The sequence below is a fragment of the Methanocella paludicola SANAE genome (genome assembly GCF_000011005.1).
In the GTDB taxonomy this organism is placed as follows: domain Archaea; phylum Halobacteriota; class Methanocellia; order Methanocellales; family Methanocellaceae; genus Methanocella; species Methanocella paludicola.
This window is the reverse complement of record NC_013665.1, coordinates 1,697,247-1,716,649: the sequence shown is the minus strand read 5'-3', so window position 1 is coordinate 1,716,649 and position 19,403 is coordinate 1,697,247. Positions and strand designations below refer to the sequence as shown.

Sequence of the window (19,403 nt, the reverse complement as noted above, 5' to 3'; positions counted from 1 at the left end):
GGATCGATATTAAAAACGATAGGCAACTAATGGATACCTGGGCTGGCGTTCCCTTTTTGTCTTAATTTGGTGGCACTTCGTGATTTACGTCATTCGTTCGTGTCTTAATAACCGTGCTTTAGCGGCTTAATTCGCTTAATAGGGACTTCATGGTTTCATGGTTTAATTGTGTTTACAGTGCTTTCATGATTTTGTGTTAAAACTTTAAAAAAAAGTTTTGTGTCTTCGTGTCTGAAACCGAAGGGCTGTACGTGAGTCGCATTTTATAAAACCGAACAAATCAAAGAAAGGCGCTAACAATGAAATACAAATTATTTTTTCGCAAGGAGCATCTCAAGGTACGATTCCCTTATCAACTCACCCATGACACCCAGGTGCCGCAGCGTCCCGACCAAAAAGTCCCGCCTCGGTGCAATAGCACCTTCATCCACGGCCAGTGTCTCAAGCTCCACAAACTCGCCCAGTCCATCCACCTTATCCAGGCACACGAGGGCACCATCAAGATGATAGATCTCCCTCATCTTACGAACACGCAGCGTCTCCTTATACCTCAGGCAGCGGATGAGCTCCTCCATCTTATCGAAATCGGCGACCTCCACATCCACTTCCTTCCGGGTCTTGCTCAAGGGGTCGAGCTTCGGACCCTTATACGTCATAAAGACCTGCCCGCCCTCGTTCCGGAGCCTCAGCGCCTCGTCCGTCTCGCCAAAATCACGGTCAGGAGCGTTAAAGTAAATATCGGTCTGCTCGACTGTCTTTTCATAGTCGGCCCCTTCTTGCTTAAGCCTATTTTTAAGGGCATCATGGTCCGCCCTGGCTTTGATCTCGATTTCGATCATCAGCATACAATCAGATGCTTCGGATATAATCCTTTCATCCGGGCGTCGCCCAATCCGTGAAAAGGCATGATATGTACGGCATTCAAATCATTCCTTATTATGGGGAAAGTCGTATCACTGTCCGCCGGCCTGCTCATGGCATTACCGTCACATAGCAAAATGGCAGGGGGCATGGTACACTGGACAAACGAGGGCATTGACATCTCGCCCGGCGGCATCATGCGGTATATCTCGGGCAACGATGAGGCTGATACGGCGTCGATCCTGGAAACTGAAAAACTCTACTATGCTGCTAGCGTTGATAAGACCTTATCCAGGCTGGCGCTGGCAAGGAGCCGCATCGATGCGGCGGACCTGACAGGAAAGGAACGGTCAATGCTGCATGGCAGGCTGGACTCAGGTGTAAGCTGGCTTAAAATGAATAAAAAAGCTTTTATATCGGCCAGAGACCGCGCATCGTTCGAGAAAGAGGTCGACCTGAAGATGTGGCATGCAGTGAAAATGCTGCCGACCGCGTCCGAGGGCTACTCCATCGCGTGTGCCATAGAAAAGCGCCTTGATAAGGCGCCGGACAGCAGGGGCAAGGCCGAAGCGATAAGGCTGGACAGTTGGGCAAAGTCCACGTTCCTGCGGCTCTTAAATCTGGATGGGCGTACCGACTTCGCGGCGGCGGAAAAGGACCGCATCGAGGCTTTCAGCAAGCTGAGCAGGGCTGATAACTGGCTGAAAAAAGCAGCCGCATGAGGGTGAAAAGCGCATAAAACCATTATCATCATGAATGCCGACCTGTTCTTATGCCCGACAGGCACGACATGCCTCCTGATATACGGATAGCGGATATTATACTGGCCATCTTATCGAGAGCCATCTTTTATATTGTCATCCTGCTCTTTATTCTTATCTCGGCCTTCATGATCTTTCTCGCCTTTAACAGCCTCCGGGTCACGGTCCAGGCATTGCCCACTGTCAAGCTCGACACACTCTTCGAGGCCATCGGGTTCACGACCGTCTCGTCGGCCGTATTCGAGCTTGCAAGGACCATGTTCGATGAGGAGCTCAAGAGCCGGGTGAGGATGAACGCCCCGCGCAAGATACGGCACTTCATATCACGGTTCATGACAGTGATCATGATCTCGCTATCTATCGAGTTCCTGACCATGGTCTTCCGGTACAGCCACAAGCCCGACGAGTTCATGTACATGTATGAGGCAGCGGCGGTCGCCGCGGGCATCGCGCTCGTCTTCGTGGCGTGGGCGTATTTTAATAAGACTTCCGTAAGCGTTGAAGAGTGGGAAGAAAAAACGACCCGTCCTCAAAATGGCCGGGGCATTTAAGTCCCTAAAGTAACTTGACAGCTTTGTTTATAAATAAAAACGGGTCAATCCGACCCGGGATTTTATCTTAGGATGGCATATCTAAAACTAAAGTATCGCCACTGGCTGGGCGCTGAATTCGTATAAGCTCCTGTACCCAATGCTGTAACACGCCATCTCCACTGTGACGGTGCATAGCCTATGGTCGTATTATAGTTCGTGCCCTTGACTTGGGCGTTTATCTTATTTACCCAGACAGACGCGTTCTGCACCTCCACTTCGAGCTTATATGAAGCAGCGTTCGATACGGGTCTCCAATTAAAAGCCACGGTATTAGGGGGATTTTCGAATGTTTGATTATTTGCAGGGCTTACGAGCCCCGGCGTTGATAATTGAATAGGTTTGGCCGTCGGCGTTCGTGTCGGAGTGGGCGTCGGAGTTGCTGTAGGTGTGGGCGTCAGCGTCGGCATCGGTGTAGGTGTAGGTGTGGGCGTTGGTGTGGGCGTTGCAGTCGCCGTAGCCGTGACCGTCGCCTGAGATGGCGGCGGGGGCGGAGGCGGCGTGGCAGTGGCAGTGGCTGTCGGCGTAGGCGTGGGGTATGTAACCGTGTTAGTAAATGGACACGATATACAACCAGAAACAGACGCAATCAACATGATACAGAGTACCATCGTACAGGGTAAAACGAACTTCATATCCTTGACCTCCAGGATTAGTACTGAAAACTATTTTCTATTGATATTTATACCATTGGTCACAAAGCGCATAGCCATTAAAGACCAGGCCAGGCCGCTTAAAAAAATCATCACATTGTTCTTCCCGCTCACCGTAAACATTATGACATCATAATATCTTTAAGACTACAATACTCATTTAGAAGGTGTCATTTAATGGCAGTACAGAAAGGAGATTTCATCAAGCTCTCATACACCGGCAAGCTCCAGAACGGCGCCGTGTTCGACACGACCGACGCGAACGTCGCGAAGGAGAACGGCATATACAATGAAAAGGCGAACTATAGCCCCGAGACCATCATCGTCGGCAAGGGCTACGTAGTCGCCGGCCTGGACGAGGACATCATCGGCAAGGACGTCGGCGAGAAGGGCCACGTCGAAGTGCCCCCCGAGAAGGGCTTCGGCATGAGGCGCCTCGACCTCATCGAGACCATCCCGGCCAAGAAGTTCAAGGAAAAGGTCAAGCCCGGCATGCGCGTCCAGGTCCAGGGAAGGACCGGCGTCGTCGAGAGCACCGCGGGCGGCCGTGTTCGCATTAACTTTAACCCGGTCCTCGCGGGCGAGACTCTCACTTACGATTACACCGTCGAGGAGCTCATCGAAGGCACCGACAACAAGGTCGACGCCATCCTGAAGATGTACACCGGCCAGGACGTCGGGCACAAGACCGAGGGCGACAAGGTCATCGTCGAGGTCCCCAAGGAGTTCTCGTATAACCAGCGCTGGCTCGTCGCCAAGGGCGTCGCCGCCAACGAGATCATGGAGCAGGAAGATATTAAGGAAGTCGTCTTCCAGGAGACCTACACGAAGCCTGAGGCTCCGAAGGTCGAGGAAGCTGCCCCCGCTGAAGAAGAGAAGAAAGAGTAACTCTTTTAGGCCGTTATTTAACGGCCAAATCCCTTTTTTTATCTTAGCATTTCTATTAGATCATTAGTCGTTAATCCTGTATTGTCGCTCACTATATCAAGGATAGACCTTAATGTGCCTGGGTCTATTTCATCATGTCGTGGAATAGAGACTATTCCCAACCCAACTCTCGGGGAATCAATTGAATATATTATATGGTCTCTTTTGCCCTGCCTTTTAAAATTATAGCCGAGCTTTCGAAGTAGTTTAATGATGTCTTTCCAGCTAACAACTGGCAGTCTCGGCATTCTCGCTCACCATCGGGTCGATCTCAAGATTGATCTTCACAATATCAGCCGATGGTATGTCAAAATAAGTCTCGATGACATCTCTTATATTTTTCATGAGGTTATTCCAGTCTTTACCCTGCGTTACTATGCCAAGTTCCCTATTGCTGGCAACAAGCATTTTTTCACCCTTAAATACCCGCAGGGTAACGGAGAGTGACCTACTCATATACTCCAAATTGTTCCCCTCTATGACTAAATATCTATCCATCGGCGTTTACTACTTAACAATATGTAATTACTATTTTATCTATAAATACGTTTATGTGTAATAACGAAGCTTAATCCAGATGAACAGCTATCCCATTAGCTAAACAAAAAATAGAGTGGATCTTATGGCAATCACAAAAGGCGATATCATCAAGCTATCGTTCACTGGAAAGCTCGACAATGGCTCAGTGTTCGACACGACGGATGCAGATGTGGCAAAGGAGAACAACATATACGACGAGAAGCGCACATACGAGCCGATGACCATCGTAGTGGGCTCGAACTCCCTCGTCGAGGGCTTCGAAGAGGACCTGATGGGCAAAAAGAAGGGCTACAAGGGCACAGTAGCGGTGCCGCCGGAGAAGGGTTATGGATTCAGGAGCCTGGAGCTCATCGAGACGGTCTCCGTGAAGAAGTTCGATAAGAAGCCCGAGCCCGGCGTGTGGATCGAGTCCGAGGGACGCATCGGCGTCGTCGAGAGCGTCAGCGGGGGAAGGGTCAAGGTCGACTACAACGAGCCGCTGGCCGGCAAGACGCTGACCTATGAATACAAGATCGAGGACGTACTCGAGGATAAGGGCGAGAAGACGGACGCCATCGTTCATGGCTATATCGGCCCAGAGGCAAAGTACGAGGTCGATGGTGACAATATCACGATCGACGTGCCCAAGGGATATTTCCTGAGCGAGGAATGGACGCTGGGCAAGGTGCTCATCGCCAGGTTCCTGACGAGCTTCGCGGGCTATAAGACGGTAACGTATAAAGAGACGTTCACCGAAGAGGACCTGATCGAAAAAAGCGAATGAGCCCGGTAATTCCGGGCCGGCATTTTTTTAAGTATTAATAAAATGTTACCTGGCCATAGGAGGCCTCGACTTCGGCCAGCGTGCTCCATTGCCTGTCCGGCGGCGTATCCGTAAAGATAAAATCGATGCCCTGTTCTTTATAGCGGTCCTGTACGGCAATGAATATGCCACAATATAGATGAGCGGGCTTGTCCTGTGTAAGGGATCTTATATCACTTATCTGCCTGCTTATTTTATCCGTAATATCCTGCTGGTAGCTGTAATAGCTATAGGCTACCATGCAAATATTCAATAGAAGAGCAAGGACCAGCACATAATTTAGTATTTTTAATCTACTCGTAAACCTCTGCTGAGCGCCGAGAAGTAATAGCAGTGGTATGAGCCATAGCTGCGGGACATACCTGGCCCACCAGCCGCCCGGATTGATCACTACGGTAACAAGCAGTAGTACACACATTGGCAAAATAACTTTAATCATGGGGTCTATATCGCCTGTTCTTACGACCATTAATAGAATTGCTATAAGAACGGATAATAACACAACGCCGCTGAACAACGGGCCAAAGCCGCCAGTCCTTGCGTCCGTCGTATATAATGATCTGATCTCATTTGCGGTGAACGTGAAAGGTATTTTTAAGACGGCATCGGCCTTATGAAAATCGGACCTGGAGAATATCGATATGACTAGCTGCTCAAGGCTATTTTTTCCTGCAAGGTTCGGCGGCATATCACCGGCTATCATGTCCTGGCTGATGCCATTTACGGGGTAAAAAGGAGTTCCATGGTCGATCAAGCTGGTAATATACGGATGAGCTCCGAACAATAAGCCGACCAGAAGTGAAATAACTAACATATAATGAAGCCGGCTTGACTTATGGTTAAAAATGCATATGGCGATAAATCCGGATACGAGGACAACTGCGTATACCAGATTAAAGAATTTAATATTTACCAGTAGCACGATGACACTGGTCATGATCAGAAGTAACGGCCTGTTCATCTTTTTATAAGATAATAACAGCAAAAACACGAGTATGGCTAATAATGAAGCTGAAGCCCCATCCACATAATAGCTTAGGGACTGGTAAATGCTGATCGGGTTTAAAGCCGCCAATAACACGACCGAAATGGCAAACGCCAGGTCAACTCCTGGAAAGACATCAAAAATTATAGGGGCGATGAGAAGAACTGCGGTCACGATCAAAAAAATATTCAACAGCTTTCCGTCTTCGATGTGATGAGTGAAAGCACCGATGACGGCCGAGATCGTCTCAAATGCTCCCGGGTAGTGGTCAATGTATAATGCGCCCGGATAATTATCCGGGGCCTGCTGATAAATCGGATTAAACCCGTTCATCAGCAGATGGATGGCGCCCTGATGGTACCACTGGCCATCGAAAGAAACATCATAGAAGTGGCCCGCAATTGCGCCGCATGATAGAAGCAGGATAGTGAAAATTATCAGGCCAATTGCCATATTTTTTAATATAGTCGGCCAGTACGGCCCGAAATAATACCATGATGATCCGATACTGAATAGGGCCGTTAATGTAAACGCCAGAATTATGTGATAAGGGGATATCGGTATATTGAATACAAAGCCGATCAGTGCTATAGCGTAGGCCAGAAAAATAAATGAAATATTGATGGCCCCGACGAAAAACATAAAACGGGGTATCTCTTTTATGCGTAGCCTTCTGCTAATTGCTTCCATGTTAGAACGTAGCTGGTTAAAACTTAAATCTATAAATTATTATCGAAGTATGCGCTTTAAGCGGGGATCAGCAGATAGATATAAGCGCCGTAAGCCTGTATCGCGAACGATATCAGCGCCAGGCTGGCGAAAGCCGCTTTATACAAAGTGCTTTCGGACTTCGACCATCCGATAAATATCATGATCAGGGGCATTGCGTCGGACCAGTACCGCGGCCCATAGCCCCAGCCTGAGCCGAAGTTGATCAGCCCGAAGAACAGCGTATATACCAGTAATGACAGGAGTATCGCCATCTGTATATCGAGGCGGATGCCTGTCAGCTTTTTTTGCTTAAGCAGGTTGATAACGCCCGTGATCGCCAGGAGCGCTATCGGCGTGAACGTGAGCAGTAACACGAAAAAATCCATGTATCGCTTGATGATATCCCCGATGTAGCTTATGTCGCCTATCCCCGCCGTTACATATGCAGCATTCGTGAGTACGGCGGTGGCCTGCACAGCTAACGGGGCGGCTGCCATCACTGAGAAGATATGGGTACCCACTGCATTACTGTATCCGCCCAGCACGGAGCCGAAGTAATACTGGTTATAGGCCATGAACGGCGCGCCGGCGATGAGGAATGCGGGAATGGCGAGCCAGCGTTTTTCCTTCAGGACATAGAAAACAGCGGGTATCAGCAGGATGCCGTCCGTCGGCCGGTTAAAGAAGGCGAGGGCGGATATGGCGCCTATGCCTAATACATTGGTGTTGCCCGGCCTGTCGATGTTCCTCAATATGAAAAAGTAGCAGCAAATGATGAGCAATTGCGCAGGGCCGTGCTGCCACAGGGACTGGCTGCTGATCGTCCAGGTGCTGGTGCAGACCCCATAAACGATCGCGAGGATGTAAGCCCATTTGTCATCGAACAGCCTCTTCAATAATAAGTACAAGACGACGACGCTCAGGACCGCCATCGTCACGGCGGCGAACTTCATGCTATAGCCGGTCGTGAAGATGAACGAGTCGGTGAAATCGACGACGGGCCTGCCGGACAGCGTAATTATTATGTAAGCAGGCAGATAGAAGGGCAGGGCAAGGATGGCCGCTACGATGGGGTAAAACGATATGAGGTGCCCCTGCTTGAGGACGACAAAATAATGGTTCTCCCACTGGGTGATGATAAAGCCGGTAAAATTATCCAGGACGATCGTATGCTCCTCGAGGATGGCCCAGGGCAACAGGGTCGTGGGGATGGCATCACCGCTTATAACGTAAGAATTATTGGAAAAATACAGTGCGAAAAGAAACACGGCCAGGATCGCCAGCTTGTACTTGTTTAAAAATCCAAGGCTTAGCTTCAATGATCCAATGCCAAGGTACGTATCGACTTTCATGCCCGTATATCCTCTCTCAAATAATTGATGTGGTAAACAAGTTATGGCAATAAATTATTAAAACCTGCTCCTGCAGCCTTAATAGCTGCGAGCGATCACTATATATACTTAGAGTGATACAGTATAGTTTGTGATACAATTAATTGCGTCACACATTATAGGTCAATGCAAGTGATAATATGGGCGACATCTTCGAACGCTTCGAGACCGAAGTGAAACGCGGGGTGATGCAGGTGGCCGTGATGTGCCTCCTCGAGAGGGAGCGCTACGGCTACGACATCATCAAGAGCCTCAAGGACGCCGGGCTGGGCGTGGAAGAGGGCACGCTCTATCCTATCCTCCGACGCCTCGAGGACGAGCGCATATTGAGCAGCCGCTGGGTCACGGAAGGCCCCCGGCCGCGGAAATATTACATGATCACCGAATATGGCAGAGAGATACGGGAAAAGCTGCTGGGGTCGTTGAAGTCGATCGGCGACTCCATAGGCCGGCTTGAAATTGAAATGAAAGGGGCGAACTGAATGTCTGACGATTACACAAAAGATTATATTGAGGATATGGCGAAGGACCTGGGCGGAAAACAGCCCGGAGAGGTCGCCGAAGAGCTGAAGAAACAACTATTGATCAAGGAATATATCGATAAGGCGACGGAGGGCATGGGCGGAAAGCAGAAGGCCGACGTGGCCCGGGAGCTGAAGACGCACATCCTTGACAGCGCCGACGCCCTGGCCGCAGAGCGTAAAGTGGCAGTTGACGAGCGGATCGTGAAGGAAGTACTGGGTAAGATGGGCCCTGCAAAAAAGATAGCGGCCATGTACCCGACGAAGAGGACCGTTTTCGGCCACGACTTCGGCAAGGCACTGCTCTCGCTCGCAGGCATAGCGGCCGCGTTCCTGGCGGTCATCGTCATCCTCCAGCTCGTATCCCCGGATACGCTGAAGATGTCCATCTCGGGAGCGAGCCCGGCGCAGGACGTGCTGTCGATCATACTTTCAGTGGTGTTCGCGCTTGCTATCGCAATAGTAGTCATTGCCGCCATATTCCTGGCCATGTACGTCTACGAGACTAACCTCAAGACTCCATACGAGGCCCGGCTGAAGGCGTTCGAAAGAAGCCTGAACGACGTATCATCGCCCATAAACACAGCGGCAAAGATCATCGGAACGGCGGTCTGGCTGGTCCTGCTCAACATCTTCTGGGCCCGTGTCCCGTTCCTCCAGAGCTTCGGCGATAATCCCGCGCTTGTACCGCTGCTGACCGATAAGTTCGCGCCGTTCGTGCTGTACTTCAACATCATCGGTGTCGTCGGGATCATTCTGGCGCTGGCGTATCTCGCCATCCGGCAAAAGTGGATACCGTCCCTGCTGGAGGCGTTGCTGAACCTGTGTAATGCCCTGCTGTTCATCTGGCTACTGGCCGTGTTCCCGTTCAACAGCGCTCTGTCCGCCGGCCCCACGACGCTCATCAAGTTCGTGCTGGCCATGGTAGTCCTGGGATGCCTGATCGCTACGGCAAAACAGCTATGGGACGCGATGCGATTCGCGCTCTATGGTAAGCCCGAGAATAACGATGCCGTGTGACCTTTCACACGGCTTTTTTATTATATTTACGGTGTTGAATTACAAACATCCCGCCCATGCTGCAAAGCTCGCGAAGATGTATAAGTCCGCGAAGACGTTTTTCAAGCCCTAAGACCGCTAAGCTTGCGCAAAGACCGCGAAGACTATCTTAAAATTTATTACGATATAACGCCTAATCCATTTGAATATTAATTATCTTTGGATCTTCTCCAATTTTTGGATGAACGTTCTTTTGCTTTTACTTATGCCTTCCTGGAGTGTCCAATACACAGGGCCACGAAGTCACGGAGGACTCACAAAGACTTTTTTTTATATGCAAGGCTCAGAGGGGACAGAGCCCGGTTTATTATTTTCCTGAGAGACAGAGATCATCGAGATACGGTTGACGAATAAACAACGTTAAAGTGAAAAATGGTTTATCGTCGCCCGAGCCTTTTTCAACTCTGTCTCTCAGTTAAGTATAAACACGTCTCCGTCCCCTCAGTGTCTCCCATCTAAAAGAAAAACTCCGTGCGTTCTCCGTGGCCTCGTGGCCCTGTGTATTGGACACTCCACGACGGCATAGGGAAAAGGATACAAAATGTTTAACCTAAAATCACAGCAGGCAATAAAAACCAACAAATCCTCATCCAACAATCGGAAAAGAACCAGTTTCTTTTAATATATCTTCGCGGTCTTTGCGCCAGTTCGCGGCCTTCGGGCTCGAAAAACGTCTTCGTGGAATTAATTTGCTTAGCGAGCTTTGTAGCATGAGCGCAATGATGGGCCCTGGTTAGGCGAAGTAGTATGGCGAGTTAACCAGGCTGGCGCCGGGACTGCTCGCCACGGTGGCCGAGGTATACCCGAGGCCCAGGCCCAGCGGGTACCCGAAGCCCGCCATCTGGAACTTATCGCTCTCCGTGGTGAACTCGAACTTAATGCTCTCGGCATACTTGATGCTGGACTTTTCATTGCTGATCGTGGGGAACAGGACACCGAGCGAGCCGACGCCGATGCCGGGGAAGGCGATAAAAGTATTTTCAAGGTCGGCCTGGTACATGAGGTCCTTTGAGAAGGCTGTCTTTGAGGCGTCGTGGTCGGCCTGGGTCAGGCCGAACGAAACGCCCAGGTCGATGCCGCCCAGGTCGGGCCCGAAATAGCCGGTGGTGCCTGTAAGTATGGGAGAGCTCTCGAAGGCCGTGAAGCCGTAAGTGCTGGCAAAATCGGGCAGCTCATAGCCTATGTTATTATACGTGTAGCCCTGGCCGGCAGTGGCCGCGGCCCCCGCGCCAACGGGCACGATATTCATCGGAAACCCATACAGGCCGATACCCCCGATGCCGGAGTCCGCCGCAAGAGCGGACGGACAGCTAAAGTATAGCAGTATAACGGCCACAACGGGGAACAGGTTGTACCTCACCATACAACTCCCACCCAACTCTAAGAGTAGGTAGTCCCGGCCCGATAAATACATAACCGGCCAAATAAACGATAAAAAAGGTTATTTTAATGATATTAACGAACTGGAAAGGCACTGCTTCCCAGTTCGCTTATGCTTACATGCCAGTTTTCCCAACCTTTATTTTTGCATGTATGCTGCGGGCTTATTTCATCATCGAGCCCAGGCCGCCGTAGCCGCCGAGGTTCATGCCACCGAAGCCGCCGAGGCCGCCCATGCCCATGCCGCTATAGGGCGAGCCGAAGCCGCCGATTCCACCCATTCCATACGGCGAGCCGAAGCCGCCGAGGCCGCCCATTCCATACGGCGAGCCGAAGCCGCCGAGGCCGCCCATGCCCATGCCGTAGCCGCCGATGCCCTTGCCGAGGCCCATGCCCATGTTGGCACCGAGGCCCTTGTCGAGGCCCTTGCTGAGGCCGCCGATGGGCGCGTTCGCGCCGATCGGAGCGTTAGCTCCTACGGCCGGCGGAATTCCTGCCCCACATCCCAGCGGTACCGTATAGCACTGCGGGATCATGGACGTTACGGGCACGCTCGAGCAGACGGGCACCGTGACCGGGACCGTAGTCGAGGTCACTGCCGGCCTGACGAAGGGCACCGGGATCGTCTGGGGCACTACGACTGCCCTCGGGACCGTCACGGGACAAACGTCCGCCACCGGCACGGTGATCGGGACCTGTACCGCAGAGGTTGCGGGCACGGTCACGGGCACCTGGGAAGTGACCGGAATGTTGCAATAGACTTGTGCTACACAATCCTGGGGAGGCCCATATGCCACAGGCGCCCCGCAGGCACCGGCCAGGGGTGCGGGCCCGCAAAATTGTGCGTAAGCGGGTACCGCTACTAACAACGTAGCCACTATACAAAGAATGGCTACACTTAGGGTTCTTGCCATTTTCATAACTACACCTCCGAACTGCACACTTATGTCTAATAAGACAAGATAAATAAATTAGTATATAAAAATACGAAATGTAACCGTTCTGAAGCTCTTTAACGCATTCTGGGTATTAATCATGGCTAATAGTTTAAAATGGGTTGTATAAATGGCAATTACTTTTAACAGGGCAAAATATAGCCTCATATTTGCTTAAAGGGTAAAATAATAGGCTAGTTATATCTGCGCTAACGGGAATTATAATAGCGAAGCTAAAGCTAAAAAAATGAGCGCCAGCCCGGCAATAAAAAAAAGGAATCCGGCGGCCTTATAATACCGGGAAGCTCGAGAAGGGAAGGAACGCCTGAGTATTATCGATCTGGTTCTCGGCAGCCCACAGTTTGCCAAAGTGCGTCGACGTGGTGCCCTGCTGCGCGAGCGGTATTCCGAAGTCGGAGCCGTCGAACCCTGAAGTCTGGACCATGTCCATATTGAGGCCGAGCGCATAGCCCGTATTGCCCGTGGTCACGACCCCTACGCCGCCGTACCCGTACGGGTACCCTGCGAGAACGTTAATATTCACCGGTACATCCCAGCTCACGCCGATAGACGTGCCGACGCCGGCGAATGCGGTATCATCAAGGCCCGCGATCTTGGCCACGTTCACGTTGATGCTGTCGCTGAAATCCTTTGCAAAAGTGACTCCCGTGCCTATGAAATCGGCGCCTGCCGGGGCTACCGTGAAGAATATGAATAGTGCGGCAGCGATAAGCGCCAGTACCCTCCTTTTTTCCATAAATATACCCTCCTCTGATATATGTACAGATTTCATTATCGATTTAATATATATTAGTAAAACAATAAGCGAATAATTCGGCCCTGCAAGCGTAAAATAATAGAAATGGCGCACCTGCCCGGAAATTTAAGCTGAAAAATAAATAGTGTAGTAGGCGTTGTCCACGCCTACTAGCAATCATACGATCGTTCTCGTGCAGCCCATATTCGCTTGAGCTTACCAGCCGCAGGCACCCAGGCCACAGCCGCCCAGGCCGCCCCATCCGAGGCCGCAGCCGCCGAGGCCGCCCCAGAACGGGAAGCCGCCGAAGCCGCCCCAGAACGGGAAGCCGCCGAAGCCAAAGCTCCTAAAGCCGAAGCCGAGGCCCCTAAAGCCGAAGCCGCCGAATCCCATCCCGCCGAACCAGGCTGCAGCAGGCAGCGCGATCAGCAGGACCGCCAGCACGAGAAGAACGAATATGGCTACTTTCTTATAGTCCATCTCATTCCCCCTACATATGTGACATTACCGAATGAATTAAAAACCATTTGTGAATGTTAAAAGCAGAAAATCAATCGCTCTACAGCTTATTATAGCAAAACGGCGCTAATAGCGTCGTGTTACTGCCCCTGAGTGCTATTTAGCTCCTGATTGCCGAAAGGGTCACGAAACATGCGATTTAAGTTTTGGCGAAAAAAAAGAGAAAAATAGGGGAATTTCCGTTCCCCTCTACGTTACTTCCGCTTGCCATCGTACGCTTTGCTCAGTTACTTCGCAATGCCGCCGAGAGGCGCGTTAGCGCCGATAGCGGGCAGCGCTGCAGGCAGGCATGCGGGAGCCGGTATGCCGCACGGCAGGCCACAGGACGGGATCATGCCGATCCTGTAGTTGCCCAGCGTGAACGGGAACCCGAAGCCATGTGCACCAAAGTACAGAGGCAGGCTCCTGACACAGCTCTGCAGGCCGAAGGCCCACGAAGACACATCCCAGCCCAGCACCGGCGAAGCTCCCAGAGGCGAGCCGAGAATGAACGGCACACCCTGGTCCACCGACGCCTTCGCAATGCCCTTCGCAATGCCGCCGAGAGGCGCGTTAGCGCCGATAGCGGGCAGCGCTGCAGGCAGACATGCGGGAGCCGGTATGCCGCACGGCAGGCCACAGGACGGGATCATGCCGATCCTGTAGTTGCCCAGCGTGAACGGGAACCCGAAGCCATGTGCACCAAAGTACAGAGGCAGGCTCCTGACACAGCTCTGCAGGCCGAAGGCCCACGAAGACACATCCCAGCCCAGCACCGGCGAAGCTCCCAGAGGCGAGCCGAGAATGAACGGCACACCCTGGTCCACCGACGCCTTCGCAATGCCCTTCGCAATGCCGCCGAGAGGCGCGTTAGCGCCGATAGCGGGCAGCGCTGCAGGCCCGGTTAAACCACATCCGCCCATGAAGCACGGGCTGAATGGGAAACTACCTCCACAGGTTCCGAAGAATCCCGGACTGAACCTGCCCCACCCGAATAACGGGAATGGGCCGAATCCTCCGCCTAACGCCCAGTTGAATGGGAACGCTCCCACGCCAAACGGTACAAAGCCACAGTTAAACGGGAAGCCGAAGCCGCCGAACGCGCCGAAGCCACTGCCGAAGCCACTGCCGAAGCCGCCGAATGAGCTAAACCCGGTAGATGTCGCCGCGAACGTGGACGCTGAGGTGGCCGAGATACCTCCACCGCCGATAACTGCAGCCGATGCCGATACGCTGGACGCAATGAGCAGAACGACCAGCATCGATAGTACGGCTATTTTTCTTATACTCATACAATCCCCCCTACTTGACACTCATATCTAAAGGAAACGATAATAAATATATTAGCGTTTATAAAAACGAAACTCTACCCTTTTCAGAGGATTTTTTTCGAGGTTTTTGCCATTTCAGCCCGATGGTACGTTTTTAAAAACCAAGTGGCGTCGCCTGGACTTTTATCCGTCGCCCCCTTAATAAATAGAGCGGGGATGGGCTCAGAAGAAGCCCATGCCCGGTATCGGAGAGCCGCCGATGCTTATGAACGGGTACGCGAAGATCATGTTCTGGTTCTGGCTGGCGAAACCCAGGCTGGTAAGCGACTGGCCCTGGTCGGCGAACTGCGCGATGGACGGGAACGCCCCCCCGAATATGCTACCACCGAAGCCGCCGCCTCCGAAATCGATCGCGGCCGACTCGATGTCGTGTGCCGTGGCCGTCTGTGACTGCAGGCCGGTCAATGACGCGTTCTGGATCAACACGGGGAATCCCCAGGACATGGGCACCAGTCCAGCGCTAGCCGGCACTACGATCGTAGCAGCCGCCAGTAAGACAATTACAAATAAGGCTAACTTTTTCATCATATGAACTACCCTCCTCTCAATAACGGATATCCCCGCCCTTGATTAATATATTGGCATTTATAATAACGAATAATCGGCCAGTGAACGGTGAAAAATACAATAAAAAAAGATGCCTCTTGCTCAGAGGAAACCCATAGAAGGCACAGGCGAAAACCCGATGCTGATCCACGGATATGAGAACGACATGCTCTGCTGCTGGTTCGAGAACTTGACCTGCGAGACCAGCTGCTCGGAGTTCGACATCTGCGTGATCGTCGGGAATGCGCTGAACGCGCTTAAGCCCGAACACGTCGACGTCGGGAACGATATGTCGGAGAACTCGTTATTGCTGGCCCATGCGAAGTTGCTCTCGAAATTGGTCAGCGAATTATTCTGGACCATAGTGGGGAACCCCCAGGACATGGGTACAAGGGACGCATAAGCCGGCAGCGCCAGAAGAGTGACGGCCGCCGCAATAATAAGTACCACTGCCAGTTTATTCATGATAATGACTACCCTCCTCATTGCTAAGTGTATCTATCATAAAGCATCGATTAATATATTAGTATAATTATTAACGATAATTTGGCTTTATTATGGAAATAAATGCAGTCTTAACGGTTATTAATAAAGGCCGGGGAGACCATGGCGTTCTACCACGGCCCCCCATTACCCTCTTATTTCGGCTCCCCTAGTATCCGCAGGCAAAACCGCCGTACGGGCCGGGCCCCGCTGATACATACGGATACCCGATGGAAGTGAACTCCGACGTATGCGAATACTCGGTATGGCTCAGCGACCTCGTGTGTATCGACGTCTGATGGATCGCCGGGAAGTATCCCCCGGTCGGTACGATCGAGGCGTCCTCGAAGTCGAACATATCGGCCGTATCCCGTACCCAGGAAGTACTCGTCAGCGAATGCACTACGTTCGGAAAGCCGAAAGACATCGGGGAGAACTGCCCGGACGCCGCCGTGGCCAGCGAAGCCAGGAATAATCCAGAGGCCAGGGCCAGGGCAAGCACGAACAATGCTCCCGCTATTGCTTTTCTCATAGTTCTAACCATCCCCTTTGACTACCATTGGGAATCTATTATGAGCGTCATCTAAAATATTCGTGTATAATAAAACAGCTTACCAGGAAGTGTGAACTATTAAACGCAGTGCGGTCGCGGCCGGTAAAAAAGCGGTGACGGCCTTCGCCGCCACCTAGAAGCAGAAGCCCGGGAGCCCGAGGCTGCCCACTCCGACGAACGGGTAAGCGAACTCGGCGAACTCGCTGGTCTGCGCGAAGCTGGTCTGCGTTATGGACTGCGTCTGCAGCGATGTCTGGTGTATGCTGGGGAACGCCAGGCTCACGGCCCCGAAGGGCAGGCCACAGCCAGCCACCGGGAAGTCTATGCTGACGTCCTCGTAGTCTAACGCGTCAGCCGTATACTGCTGGAAAGCTACGGTATCGCTGCTCTGTACGATCACGGGAAAGCCGAACGACGTGGACGTGAGCTGTGCGCTCGCGGGCACGAAAATGGCAGCCGCGACTATTAAGATGGCTGATAAAGCCATTATGGCAAATAATGCCTTCTTCAAAATATCCACCCTCCTTTTACCAGTGAACATGTTGGCATGTATTGACTAAAGAATTGGCTCGAAGAAAAGCAAACTATCGATGTACAAAACCAAATAAAAGCGGTATTAACGGTTTAAATCCGGGCGAAAAAAATAGAAAGTCAAAGCCAGTTGAAGCCGTCGATGTCGCCGAAGCCGCCAAAGCCGTTGAAGTCGCCAAAGCCGTTGATGCCGGTGGTCGTGATGGCGGGATACGAGAACGAAGTGATCTCAGTGGTCTGCGCGAACTCGGTCGCCATTATGGCCTGGCCCTGGACGCCGCTCTGGCTAACCGCGGGGAAGCCGAAAGTGCTGGTGCCGAACGGGGAAAGGTCCAGGCTTTCCAGGTCCCAGGCGTTGCTGACAGCCTGGTTAAAAACGGTCGTGCCCGCATTGTGGAACATCGTAGGGAACCCGAACGATGTCGGCGCTAATGCCGCGCCCGACGGGACTGCCATCCCGAGTAACGCAATTAGTATAAAGAGACAGCTCAGTCTTTTCATATACCCTCCTCCTCGGTCAACAGTACGACATGTGGCGATTAAAGCATTTGCCGGTTAAATCACGAATAACCGTAGGGTAAAAAATAAAAAAAGTCACTTGAGCCTTTAAATAAAATACGGCAGGGGAGTCTGTCCTCCTGCCTACTCACCTTACCAGCCGAAGCCGAATCCGGGCAGCGCGACAGGCCCTACTCCGACGAACGGATAAGCGAACTCTGCCTGCTCGTTGGTCTGCGCAAAGTCGGTGTGCGTGACTTCCTGCGTCTGCTCGACCGTCTGGCTAATGGACGGGAACGCCAGGTTCACCGGGCCAAAAGGCAGCACATTAGCGGTACCAGTCACAGATACTCCATCGACAGCAGCCGTTCCGACCAGTGGCCCGAGTACAGTGTCCCCGACAAAGGGCGGGAAATTAATGTCTAATGTCTCGAAGTCCGACGCGAACGCAGTGTCCTGGTTGAAGGCGCTGGTCGTGCCGCTCTGCACGATCACCGGGAAACCGAACGAGGTCGCCACAAGGTTCGCAGATACGGGCATCGTTACCATGGCAATTGCCAGCAAAAGTAACAGTCCTTTCATAACCTTACTCATAAACTACCCTCCTCAATTACTAAAAGGAGATATCGATACCACCGATTTAGCCATTATTATAATATTATGCGATTATTACTTAATTTTTATCGGATAAACACAGGAGGATACCAGTTTTGAGGCTTATCCGACGATGCGAATTGTTTTTCGGCATGCGTTAGAATAATCGGAGAAAAAAATAAAAAAGTCATGCAGGAGGCTCGCTCCTGCCACTGCTTAGTCGTAGGACACTCTTCTACCTTACCAGCCGAAGCCGAATCCCGGAAGAGCACATCCGCCGACACCGACGAACGGATACGCGAACTCAGCGAACTCGTTGGTCTGCGCGAAGTCGGTGTGCGTGACTTCCTGGGTCTGCTCCACCGTCTGGCTAATGGACGGGAACGCCAGGTTCACCGGGCCAAAAGGCAGCACGTTGGCCGTGCCATCCAGAGCGATAGGATCGACGGTACCAATAGTCCCGTCAGTCGGCCCAAATACAGTTCCGTCCTGGAAGACCGGGAAATTGATGTCCACCGTCTCGAAGTCGGTCGCGAACGCAGTGTCCTGGTTGAAGGCGCTGGTCGTGCCACTCTGCACGATCACCGGGAAACCGAACGAGGTCGCCACAAGGTTCGCAGATGCGGGCACCGCGATCATCGCGATGGCTAGCACAAGCAGAAGTCCCTTTATCACCTTACTCATAAATTACCCTCCTCAATTACTAATAGTACTTATCACAAGCCTCAATTAAAATATTATTATAAATTGTAGCAGATATTTTTGAGTATTAACCGTCTAAACACGGACATGAGCCGTAATCGCCAAAGTTATTATAGGGCAAAATAAATCGCTAAAATGATCATGATAAAAAGGGATTGGTAGGAGTTTTATCTCCCACCATAAAGTTTTAGTTACTTATTCCTTCGTTTACCAGCCGAAGCCGAATCCGGGCAGCGCGACAGGCCCTACTCCGACGAACGGATACGCGAACTCTGCCTGCTCATTGGTCTGCGCGAAGTCGGTGTGCGTGACTTCCTGGGTCTGCTCTACCGTCTGGCTAATGGACGGGAACGCCAGGTTCACCGGGCCAAAAGGCAGCACATTAGCAGTGCCAGTGAGTGCCACGCCGTCTGCAGCAACGACGCCGGCGGTCGCGCCGAGCTCAAAGCCATCCCCGAATACGGGGAAGTCGATATCTAACGTCTCGAAGTCGGATGCGAACGCAGTGTCCTGGTTGAAGGCGCTGGTCGTGCCGCTCTGCACGATCACCGGGAAACCGAACGAGGTCGCCACAAGGTTCGCAGATGCAGGCACCGCGATGAGAGCGATGGCCAGCACAAGTAGAAGTCCTTTCATAACCTTACTCATAAACTACCCTCCTCAATTACTAATAGTACTTATCATAAGCGTTGATTAAAATATTATTATATTAAAAAGCAAATATTATTGATTATTAATCGTCTAAACACGGAATGAGCAGTTATCACCCAGGACTTTATAAAGCAATACTAATA

General features: G+C 51.7%; 25 protein-coding genes. 7 read left to right on the top strand and 18 right to left on the bottom strand.

From position 1 onward, the window contains the following. Positions 1 to 311: 311 nt before the first annotated feature. On the bottom strand, positions 312 to 845 hold the full coding sequence (gene cyaB, locus MCP_RS08645) for a class IV adenylate cyclase (protein WP_231845042.1): 534 nt from the start codon (positions 843 to 845) through the stop codon (positions 312 to 314). A gap of 93 nt (positions 846 to 938) precedes the next feature. Here cyaB and MCP_RS08640 point away from each other — a divergent pair, with 93 nt between their 5' ends. The 4 genes from MCP_RS08640 (at position 939) to MCP_RS08620 (ending at position 3,753) form a co-directional block, all read left to right on the top strand. Further along, positions 939 to 1,583 (top strand): hypothetical protein, encoded by a 645-nt coding sequence (locus MCP_RS08640; protein WP_128860006.1) that lies wholly within the window; start codon positions 939 to 941, stop codon positions 1,581 to 1,583. 50 nt (positions 1,584 to 1,633) lie between these two features. Continuing rightward, positions 1,634 to 2,173 (top strand): hypothetical protein, encoded by a 540-nt coding sequence (locus MCP_RS08635; RefSeq protein WP_012900459.1) that lies wholly within the window; start codon positions 1,634 to 1,636, stop codon positions 2,171 to 2,173. A 540-nt stretch (positions 2,174 to 2,713) separates the two neighbouring features. After that, entirely contained in the window at positions 2,714 to 3,001 is a 288-nt protein-coding gene (locus MCP_RS15790) for a hypothetical protein (RefSeq protein ID WP_162467034.1), read from the top strand. Between the two features lie 41 nt (positions 3,002 to 3,042). After that, on the top strand, positions 3,043 to 3,753 hold the full coding sequence (locus tag MCP_RS08620) for an FKBP-type peptidyl-prolyl cis-trans isomerase (RefSeq protein WP_012900456.1): 711 nt from the start codon (positions 3,043 to 3,045) through the stop codon (positions 3,751 to 3,753). A 38-nt stretch (positions 3,754 to 3,791) separates the two neighbouring features. On the opposite strand, the gene MCP_RS08615 is transcribed toward MCP_RS08620, so the two are convergent. Beyond that, entirely contained in the window at positions 3,792 to 4,040 is a 249-nt protein-coding gene (locus MCP_RS08615) for a type II toxin-antitoxin system HicA family toxin (protein ID WP_128567119.1), read from the bottom strand. Beyond that, the gene (locus tag MCP_RS08610; protein WP_128860005.1) at positions 4,018 to 4,248 is read right to left on the bottom strand and encodes a hypothetical protein; all 231 of its coding nucleotides are present in this window, start codon (positions 4,246 to 4,248) and stop codon (positions 4,018 to 4,020) included. Before MCP_RS08610 ends, MCP_RS08615 begins: the two co-directional genes overlap by 23 nt. 166 nt (positions 4,249 to 4,414) lie before the next feature. Between MCP_RS08610 and MCP_RS08605 the strand changes: the two genes are divergently transcribed. Then, positions 4,415 to 5,095 (top strand): FKBP-type peptidyl-prolyl cis-trans isomerase, encoded by a 681-nt coding sequence (locus tag MCP_RS08605; RefSeq protein WP_012900454.1) that lies wholly within the window; start codon positions 4,415 to 4,417, stop codon positions 5,093 to 5,095. A gap of 34 nt (positions 5,096 to 5,129) precedes the next feature. On the opposite strand, the gene MCP_RS08600 is transcribed toward MCP_RS08605, so the two are convergent. Both MCP_RS08600 and MCP_RS08595 read right to left on the bottom strand, forming a co-directional pair. Continuing rightward, positions 5,130 to 6,809: a hypothetical protein gene (locus MCP_RS08600; protein WP_012900453.1), complete on the bottom strand. Its 1,680-nt coding sequence runs from the start codon at positions 6,807 to 6,809 to the stop codon at positions 5,130 to 5,132. Positions 6,810 to 6,865: 56 nt separating this feature from the next. Continuing rightward, positions 6,866 to 8,182: a glycosyltransferase family 39 protein gene (locus tag MCP_RS08595; protein ID WP_012900452.1), complete on the bottom strand. Its 1,317-nt coding sequence runs from the start codon at positions 8,180 to 8,182 to the stop codon at positions 6,866 to 6,868. 179 nt (positions 8,183 to 8,361) lie between these two features. Between MCP_RS08595 and MCP_RS08590 the strand changes: the two genes are divergently transcribed. Both MCP_RS08590 and MCP_RS08585 read left to right on the top strand, forming a co-directional pair. Then, the gene (locus MCP_RS08590; protein WP_012900451.1) at positions 8,362 to 8,703 is read left to right on the top strand and encodes a PadR family transcriptional regulator; all 342 of its coding nucleotides are present in this window, start codon (positions 8,362 to 8,364) and stop codon (positions 8,701 to 8,703) included. Then, positions 8,704 to 9,762, top strand: coding sequence for a hypothetical protein (locus tag MCP_RS08585; protein ID WP_128567117.1), 1,059 nt, complete (start codon positions 8,704 to 8,706; stop codon positions 9,760 to 9,762). Positions 9,763 to 10,534: 772 nt separating this feature from the next. Here the strand turns inward: MCP_RS08585 and MCP_RS08580 are convergent. The 13 genes from MCP_RS08580 to MCP_RS08520 form a co-directional block, all read right to left on the bottom strand. Continuing rightward, the gene (locus tag MCP_RS08580) at positions 10,535 to 11,164 is read right to left on the bottom strand and encodes a hypothetical protein (RefSeq protein WP_128860004.1); all 630 of its coding nucleotides are present in this window, start codon (positions 11,162 to 11,164) and stop codon (positions 10,535 to 10,537) included. Between the two features lie 181 nt (positions 11,165 to 11,345). After that, positions 11,346 to 11,978 (bottom strand): hypothetical protein, encoded by a 633-nt coding sequence (locus MCP_RS08575; RefSeq protein ID WP_193763061.1) that lies wholly within the window; start codon positions 11,976 to 11,978, stop codon positions 11,346 to 11,348. 427 nt (positions 11,979 to 12,405) lie between these two features. After that, complete coding sequence (locus MCP_RS08570) at positions 12,406 to 12,873, bottom strand: hypothetical protein (RefSeq protein ID WP_128860003.1); 468 nt, start codon at positions 12,871 to 12,873, stop codon at positions 12,406 to 12,408. Positions 12,874 to 13,089: 216 nt separating this feature from the next. Continuing rightward, the gene (locus MCP_RS08565; protein WP_012900446.1) at positions 13,090 to 13,353 is read right to left on the bottom strand and encodes a hypothetical protein; all 264 of its coding nucleotides are present in this window, start codon (positions 13,351 to 13,353) and stop codon (positions 13,090 to 13,092) included. Positions 13,354 to 13,619: 266 nt separating this feature from the next. Further along, positions 13,620 to 14,663 carry a hypothetical protein gene (locus MCP_RS08560; RefSeq protein ID WP_193763060.1) on the bottom strand — a complete coding sequence of 348 codons (1,044 nt, stop codon included), beginning with the start codon at positions 14,661 to 14,663 and terminating at the stop codon, positions 13,620 to 13,622. A 201-nt stretch (positions 14,664 to 14,864) separates the two neighbouring features. Further along, positions 14,865 to 15,230: a hypothetical protein gene (locus MCP_RS08555; protein WP_012900444.1), complete on the bottom strand. Its 366-nt coding sequence runs from the start codon at positions 15,228 to 15,230 to the stop codon at positions 14,865 to 14,867. Positions 15,231 to 15,350: 120 nt separating this feature from the next. Next, on the bottom strand, positions 15,351 to 15,713 hold the full coding sequence (locus MCP_RS08550) for a hypothetical protein (RefSeq protein ID WP_231845041.1): 363 nt from the start codon (positions 15,711 to 15,713) through the stop codon (positions 15,351 to 15,353). A 187-nt stretch (positions 15,714 to 15,900) separates the two neighbouring features. Further along, on the bottom strand, positions 15,901 to 16,263 hold the full coding sequence (locus MCP_RS08545; RefSeq protein ID WP_012900442.1) for a hypothetical protein: 363 nt from the start codon (positions 16,261 to 16,263) through the stop codon (positions 15,901 to 15,903). Between the two features lie 154 nt (positions 16,264 to 16,417). Next, complete coding sequence (locus MCP_RS08540; RefSeq protein ID WP_012900441.1) at positions 16,418 to 16,795, bottom strand: hypothetical protein; 378 nt, start codon at positions 16,793 to 16,795, stop codon at positions 16,418 to 16,420. A 140-nt stretch (positions 16,796 to 16,935) separates the two neighbouring features. Next, the gene (locus MCP_RS08535) at positions 16,936 to 17,316 is read right to left on the bottom strand and encodes a hypothetical protein (protein WP_012900440.1); all 381 of its coding nucleotides are present in this window, start codon (positions 17,314 to 17,316) and stop codon (positions 16,936 to 16,938) included. A gap of 150 nt (positions 17,317 to 17,466) precedes the next feature. Continuing rightward, positions 17,467 to 17,907: a hypothetical protein gene (locus MCP_RS08530; protein WP_012900439.1), complete on the bottom strand. Its 441-nt coding sequence runs from the start codon at positions 17,905 to 17,907 to the stop codon at positions 17,467 to 17,469. 240 nt (positions 17,908 to 18,147) lie between these two features. Next, the gene (locus MCP_RS08525) at positions 18,148 to 18,591 is read right to left on the bottom strand and encodes a hypothetical protein (protein ID WP_012900438.1); all 444 of its coding nucleotides are present in this window, start codon (positions 18,589 to 18,591) and stop codon (positions 18,148 to 18,150) included. A 225-nt stretch (positions 18,592 to 18,816) separates the two neighbouring features. Next, positions 18,817 to 19,257, bottom strand: a complete 441-nt coding sequence (locus tag MCP_RS08520) for a hypothetical protein (RefSeq protein ID WP_012900437.1) — start codon at positions 19,255 to 19,257, stop codon at positions 18,817 to 18,819. Positions 19,258 to 19,403 lie beyond the last annotated feature (146 nt).

What these genes read in the sequence shown, in the direction of transcription:
- cyaB (WP_231845042.1), bottom strand. Translation starts at nt 845, where the DNA reads ATGCTGATGATCGAAATCGAGATCAAAGCCAGGGCGGACCATGATGCC.
- MCP_RS08640 (WP_128860006.1), top strand. Translation starts at nt 939, where the DNA reads ATGGGGAAAGTCGTATCACTGTCCGCCGGCCTGCTCATGGCATTACCG.
- MCP_RS08635 (WP_012900459.1), top strand. Translation starts at nt 1,634, where the DNA reads ATGCCCGACAGGCACGACATGCCTCCTGATATACGGATAGCGGATATT.
- MCP_RS08620 (WP_012900456.1), top strand. Translation starts at nt 3,043, where the DNA reads ATGGCAGTACAGAAAGGAGATTTCATCAAGCTCTCATACACCGGCAAG.
- MCP_RS08615 (WP_128567119.1), bottom strand. Translation starts at nt 4,040, where the DNA reads ATGCCGAGACTGCCAGTTGTTAGCTGGAAAGACATCATTAAACTACTT.
- MCP_RS08610 (WP_128860005.1), bottom strand. Translation starts at nt 4,248, where the DNA reads ATGAGTAGGTCACTCTCCGTTACCCTGCGGGTATTTAAGGGTGAAAAA.
- MCP_RS08605 (WP_012900454.1), top strand. Translation starts at nt 4,415, where the DNA reads ATGGCAATCACAAAAGGCGATATCATCAAGCTATCGTTCACTGGAAAG.
- MCP_RS08600 (WP_012900453.1), bottom strand. Translation starts at nt 6,809, where the DNA reads ATGGAAGCAATTAGCAGAAGGCTACGCATAAAAGAGATACCCCGTTTT.
- MCP_RS08595 (WP_012900452.1), bottom strand. Translation starts at nt 8,182, where the DNA reads ATGAAAGTCGATACGTACCTTGGCATTGGATCATTGAAGCTAAGCCTT.
- MCP_RS08590 (WP_012900451.1), top strand. Translation starts at nt 8,362, where the DNA reads ATGGGCGACATCTTCGAACGCTTCGAGACCGAAGTGAAACGCGGGGTG.
- MCP_RS08585 (WP_128567117.1), top strand. Translation starts at nt 8,704, where the DNA reads ATGTCTGACGATTACACAAAAGATTATATTGAGGATATGGCGAAGGAC.
- MCP_RS08580 (WP_128860004.1), bottom strand. Translation starts at nt 11,164, where the DNA reads ATGGTGAGGTACAACCTGTTCCCCGTTGTGGCCGTTATACTGCTATAC.
- MCP_RS08570 (WP_128860003.1), bottom strand. Translation starts at nt 12,873, where the DNA reads ATGGAAAAAAGGAGGGTACTGGCGCTTATCGCTGCCGCACTATTCATA.
- MCP_RS08565 (WP_012900446.1), bottom strand. Translation starts at nt 13,353, where the DNA reads ATGGACTATAAGAAAGTAGCCATATTCGTTCTTCTCGTGCTGGCGGTC.
- MCP_RS08560 (WP_193763060.1), bottom strand. Translation starts at nt 14,663, where the DNA reads ATGAGTATAAGAAAAATAGCCGTACTATCGATGCTGGTCGTTCTGCTC.
- MCP_RS08555 (WP_012900444.1), bottom strand. Translation starts at nt 15,230, where the DNA reads ATGATGAAAAAGTTAGCCTTATTTGTAATTGTCTTACTGGCGGCTGCT.
- MCP_RS08550 (WP_231845041.1), bottom strand. Translation starts at nt 15,713, where the DNA reads ATGAATAAACTGGCAGTGGTACTTATTATTGCGGCGGCCGTCACTCTT.
- MCP_RS08545 (WP_012900442.1), bottom strand. Translation starts at nt 16,263, where the DNA reads ATGAGAAAAGCAATAGCGGGAGCATTGTTCGTGCTTGCCCTGGCCCTG.
- MCP_RS08535 (WP_012900440.1), bottom strand. Translation starts at nt 17,316, where the DNA reads ATGAAAAGACTGAGCTGTCTCTTTATACTAATTGCGTTACTCGGGATG.
- MCP_RS08530 (WP_012900439.1), bottom strand. Translation starts at nt 17,907, where the DNA reads ATGAGTAAGGTTATGAAAGGACTGTTACTTTTGCTGGCAATTGCCATG.
- MCP_RS08525 (WP_012900438.1), bottom strand. Translation starts at nt 18,591, where the DNA reads ATGAGTAAGGTGATAAAGGGACTTCTGCTTGTGCTAGCCATCGCGATG.
- MCP_RS08520 (WP_012900437.1), bottom strand. Translation starts at nt 19,257, where the DNA reads ATGAGTAAGGTTATGAAAGGACTTCTACTTGTGCTGGCCATCGCTCTC.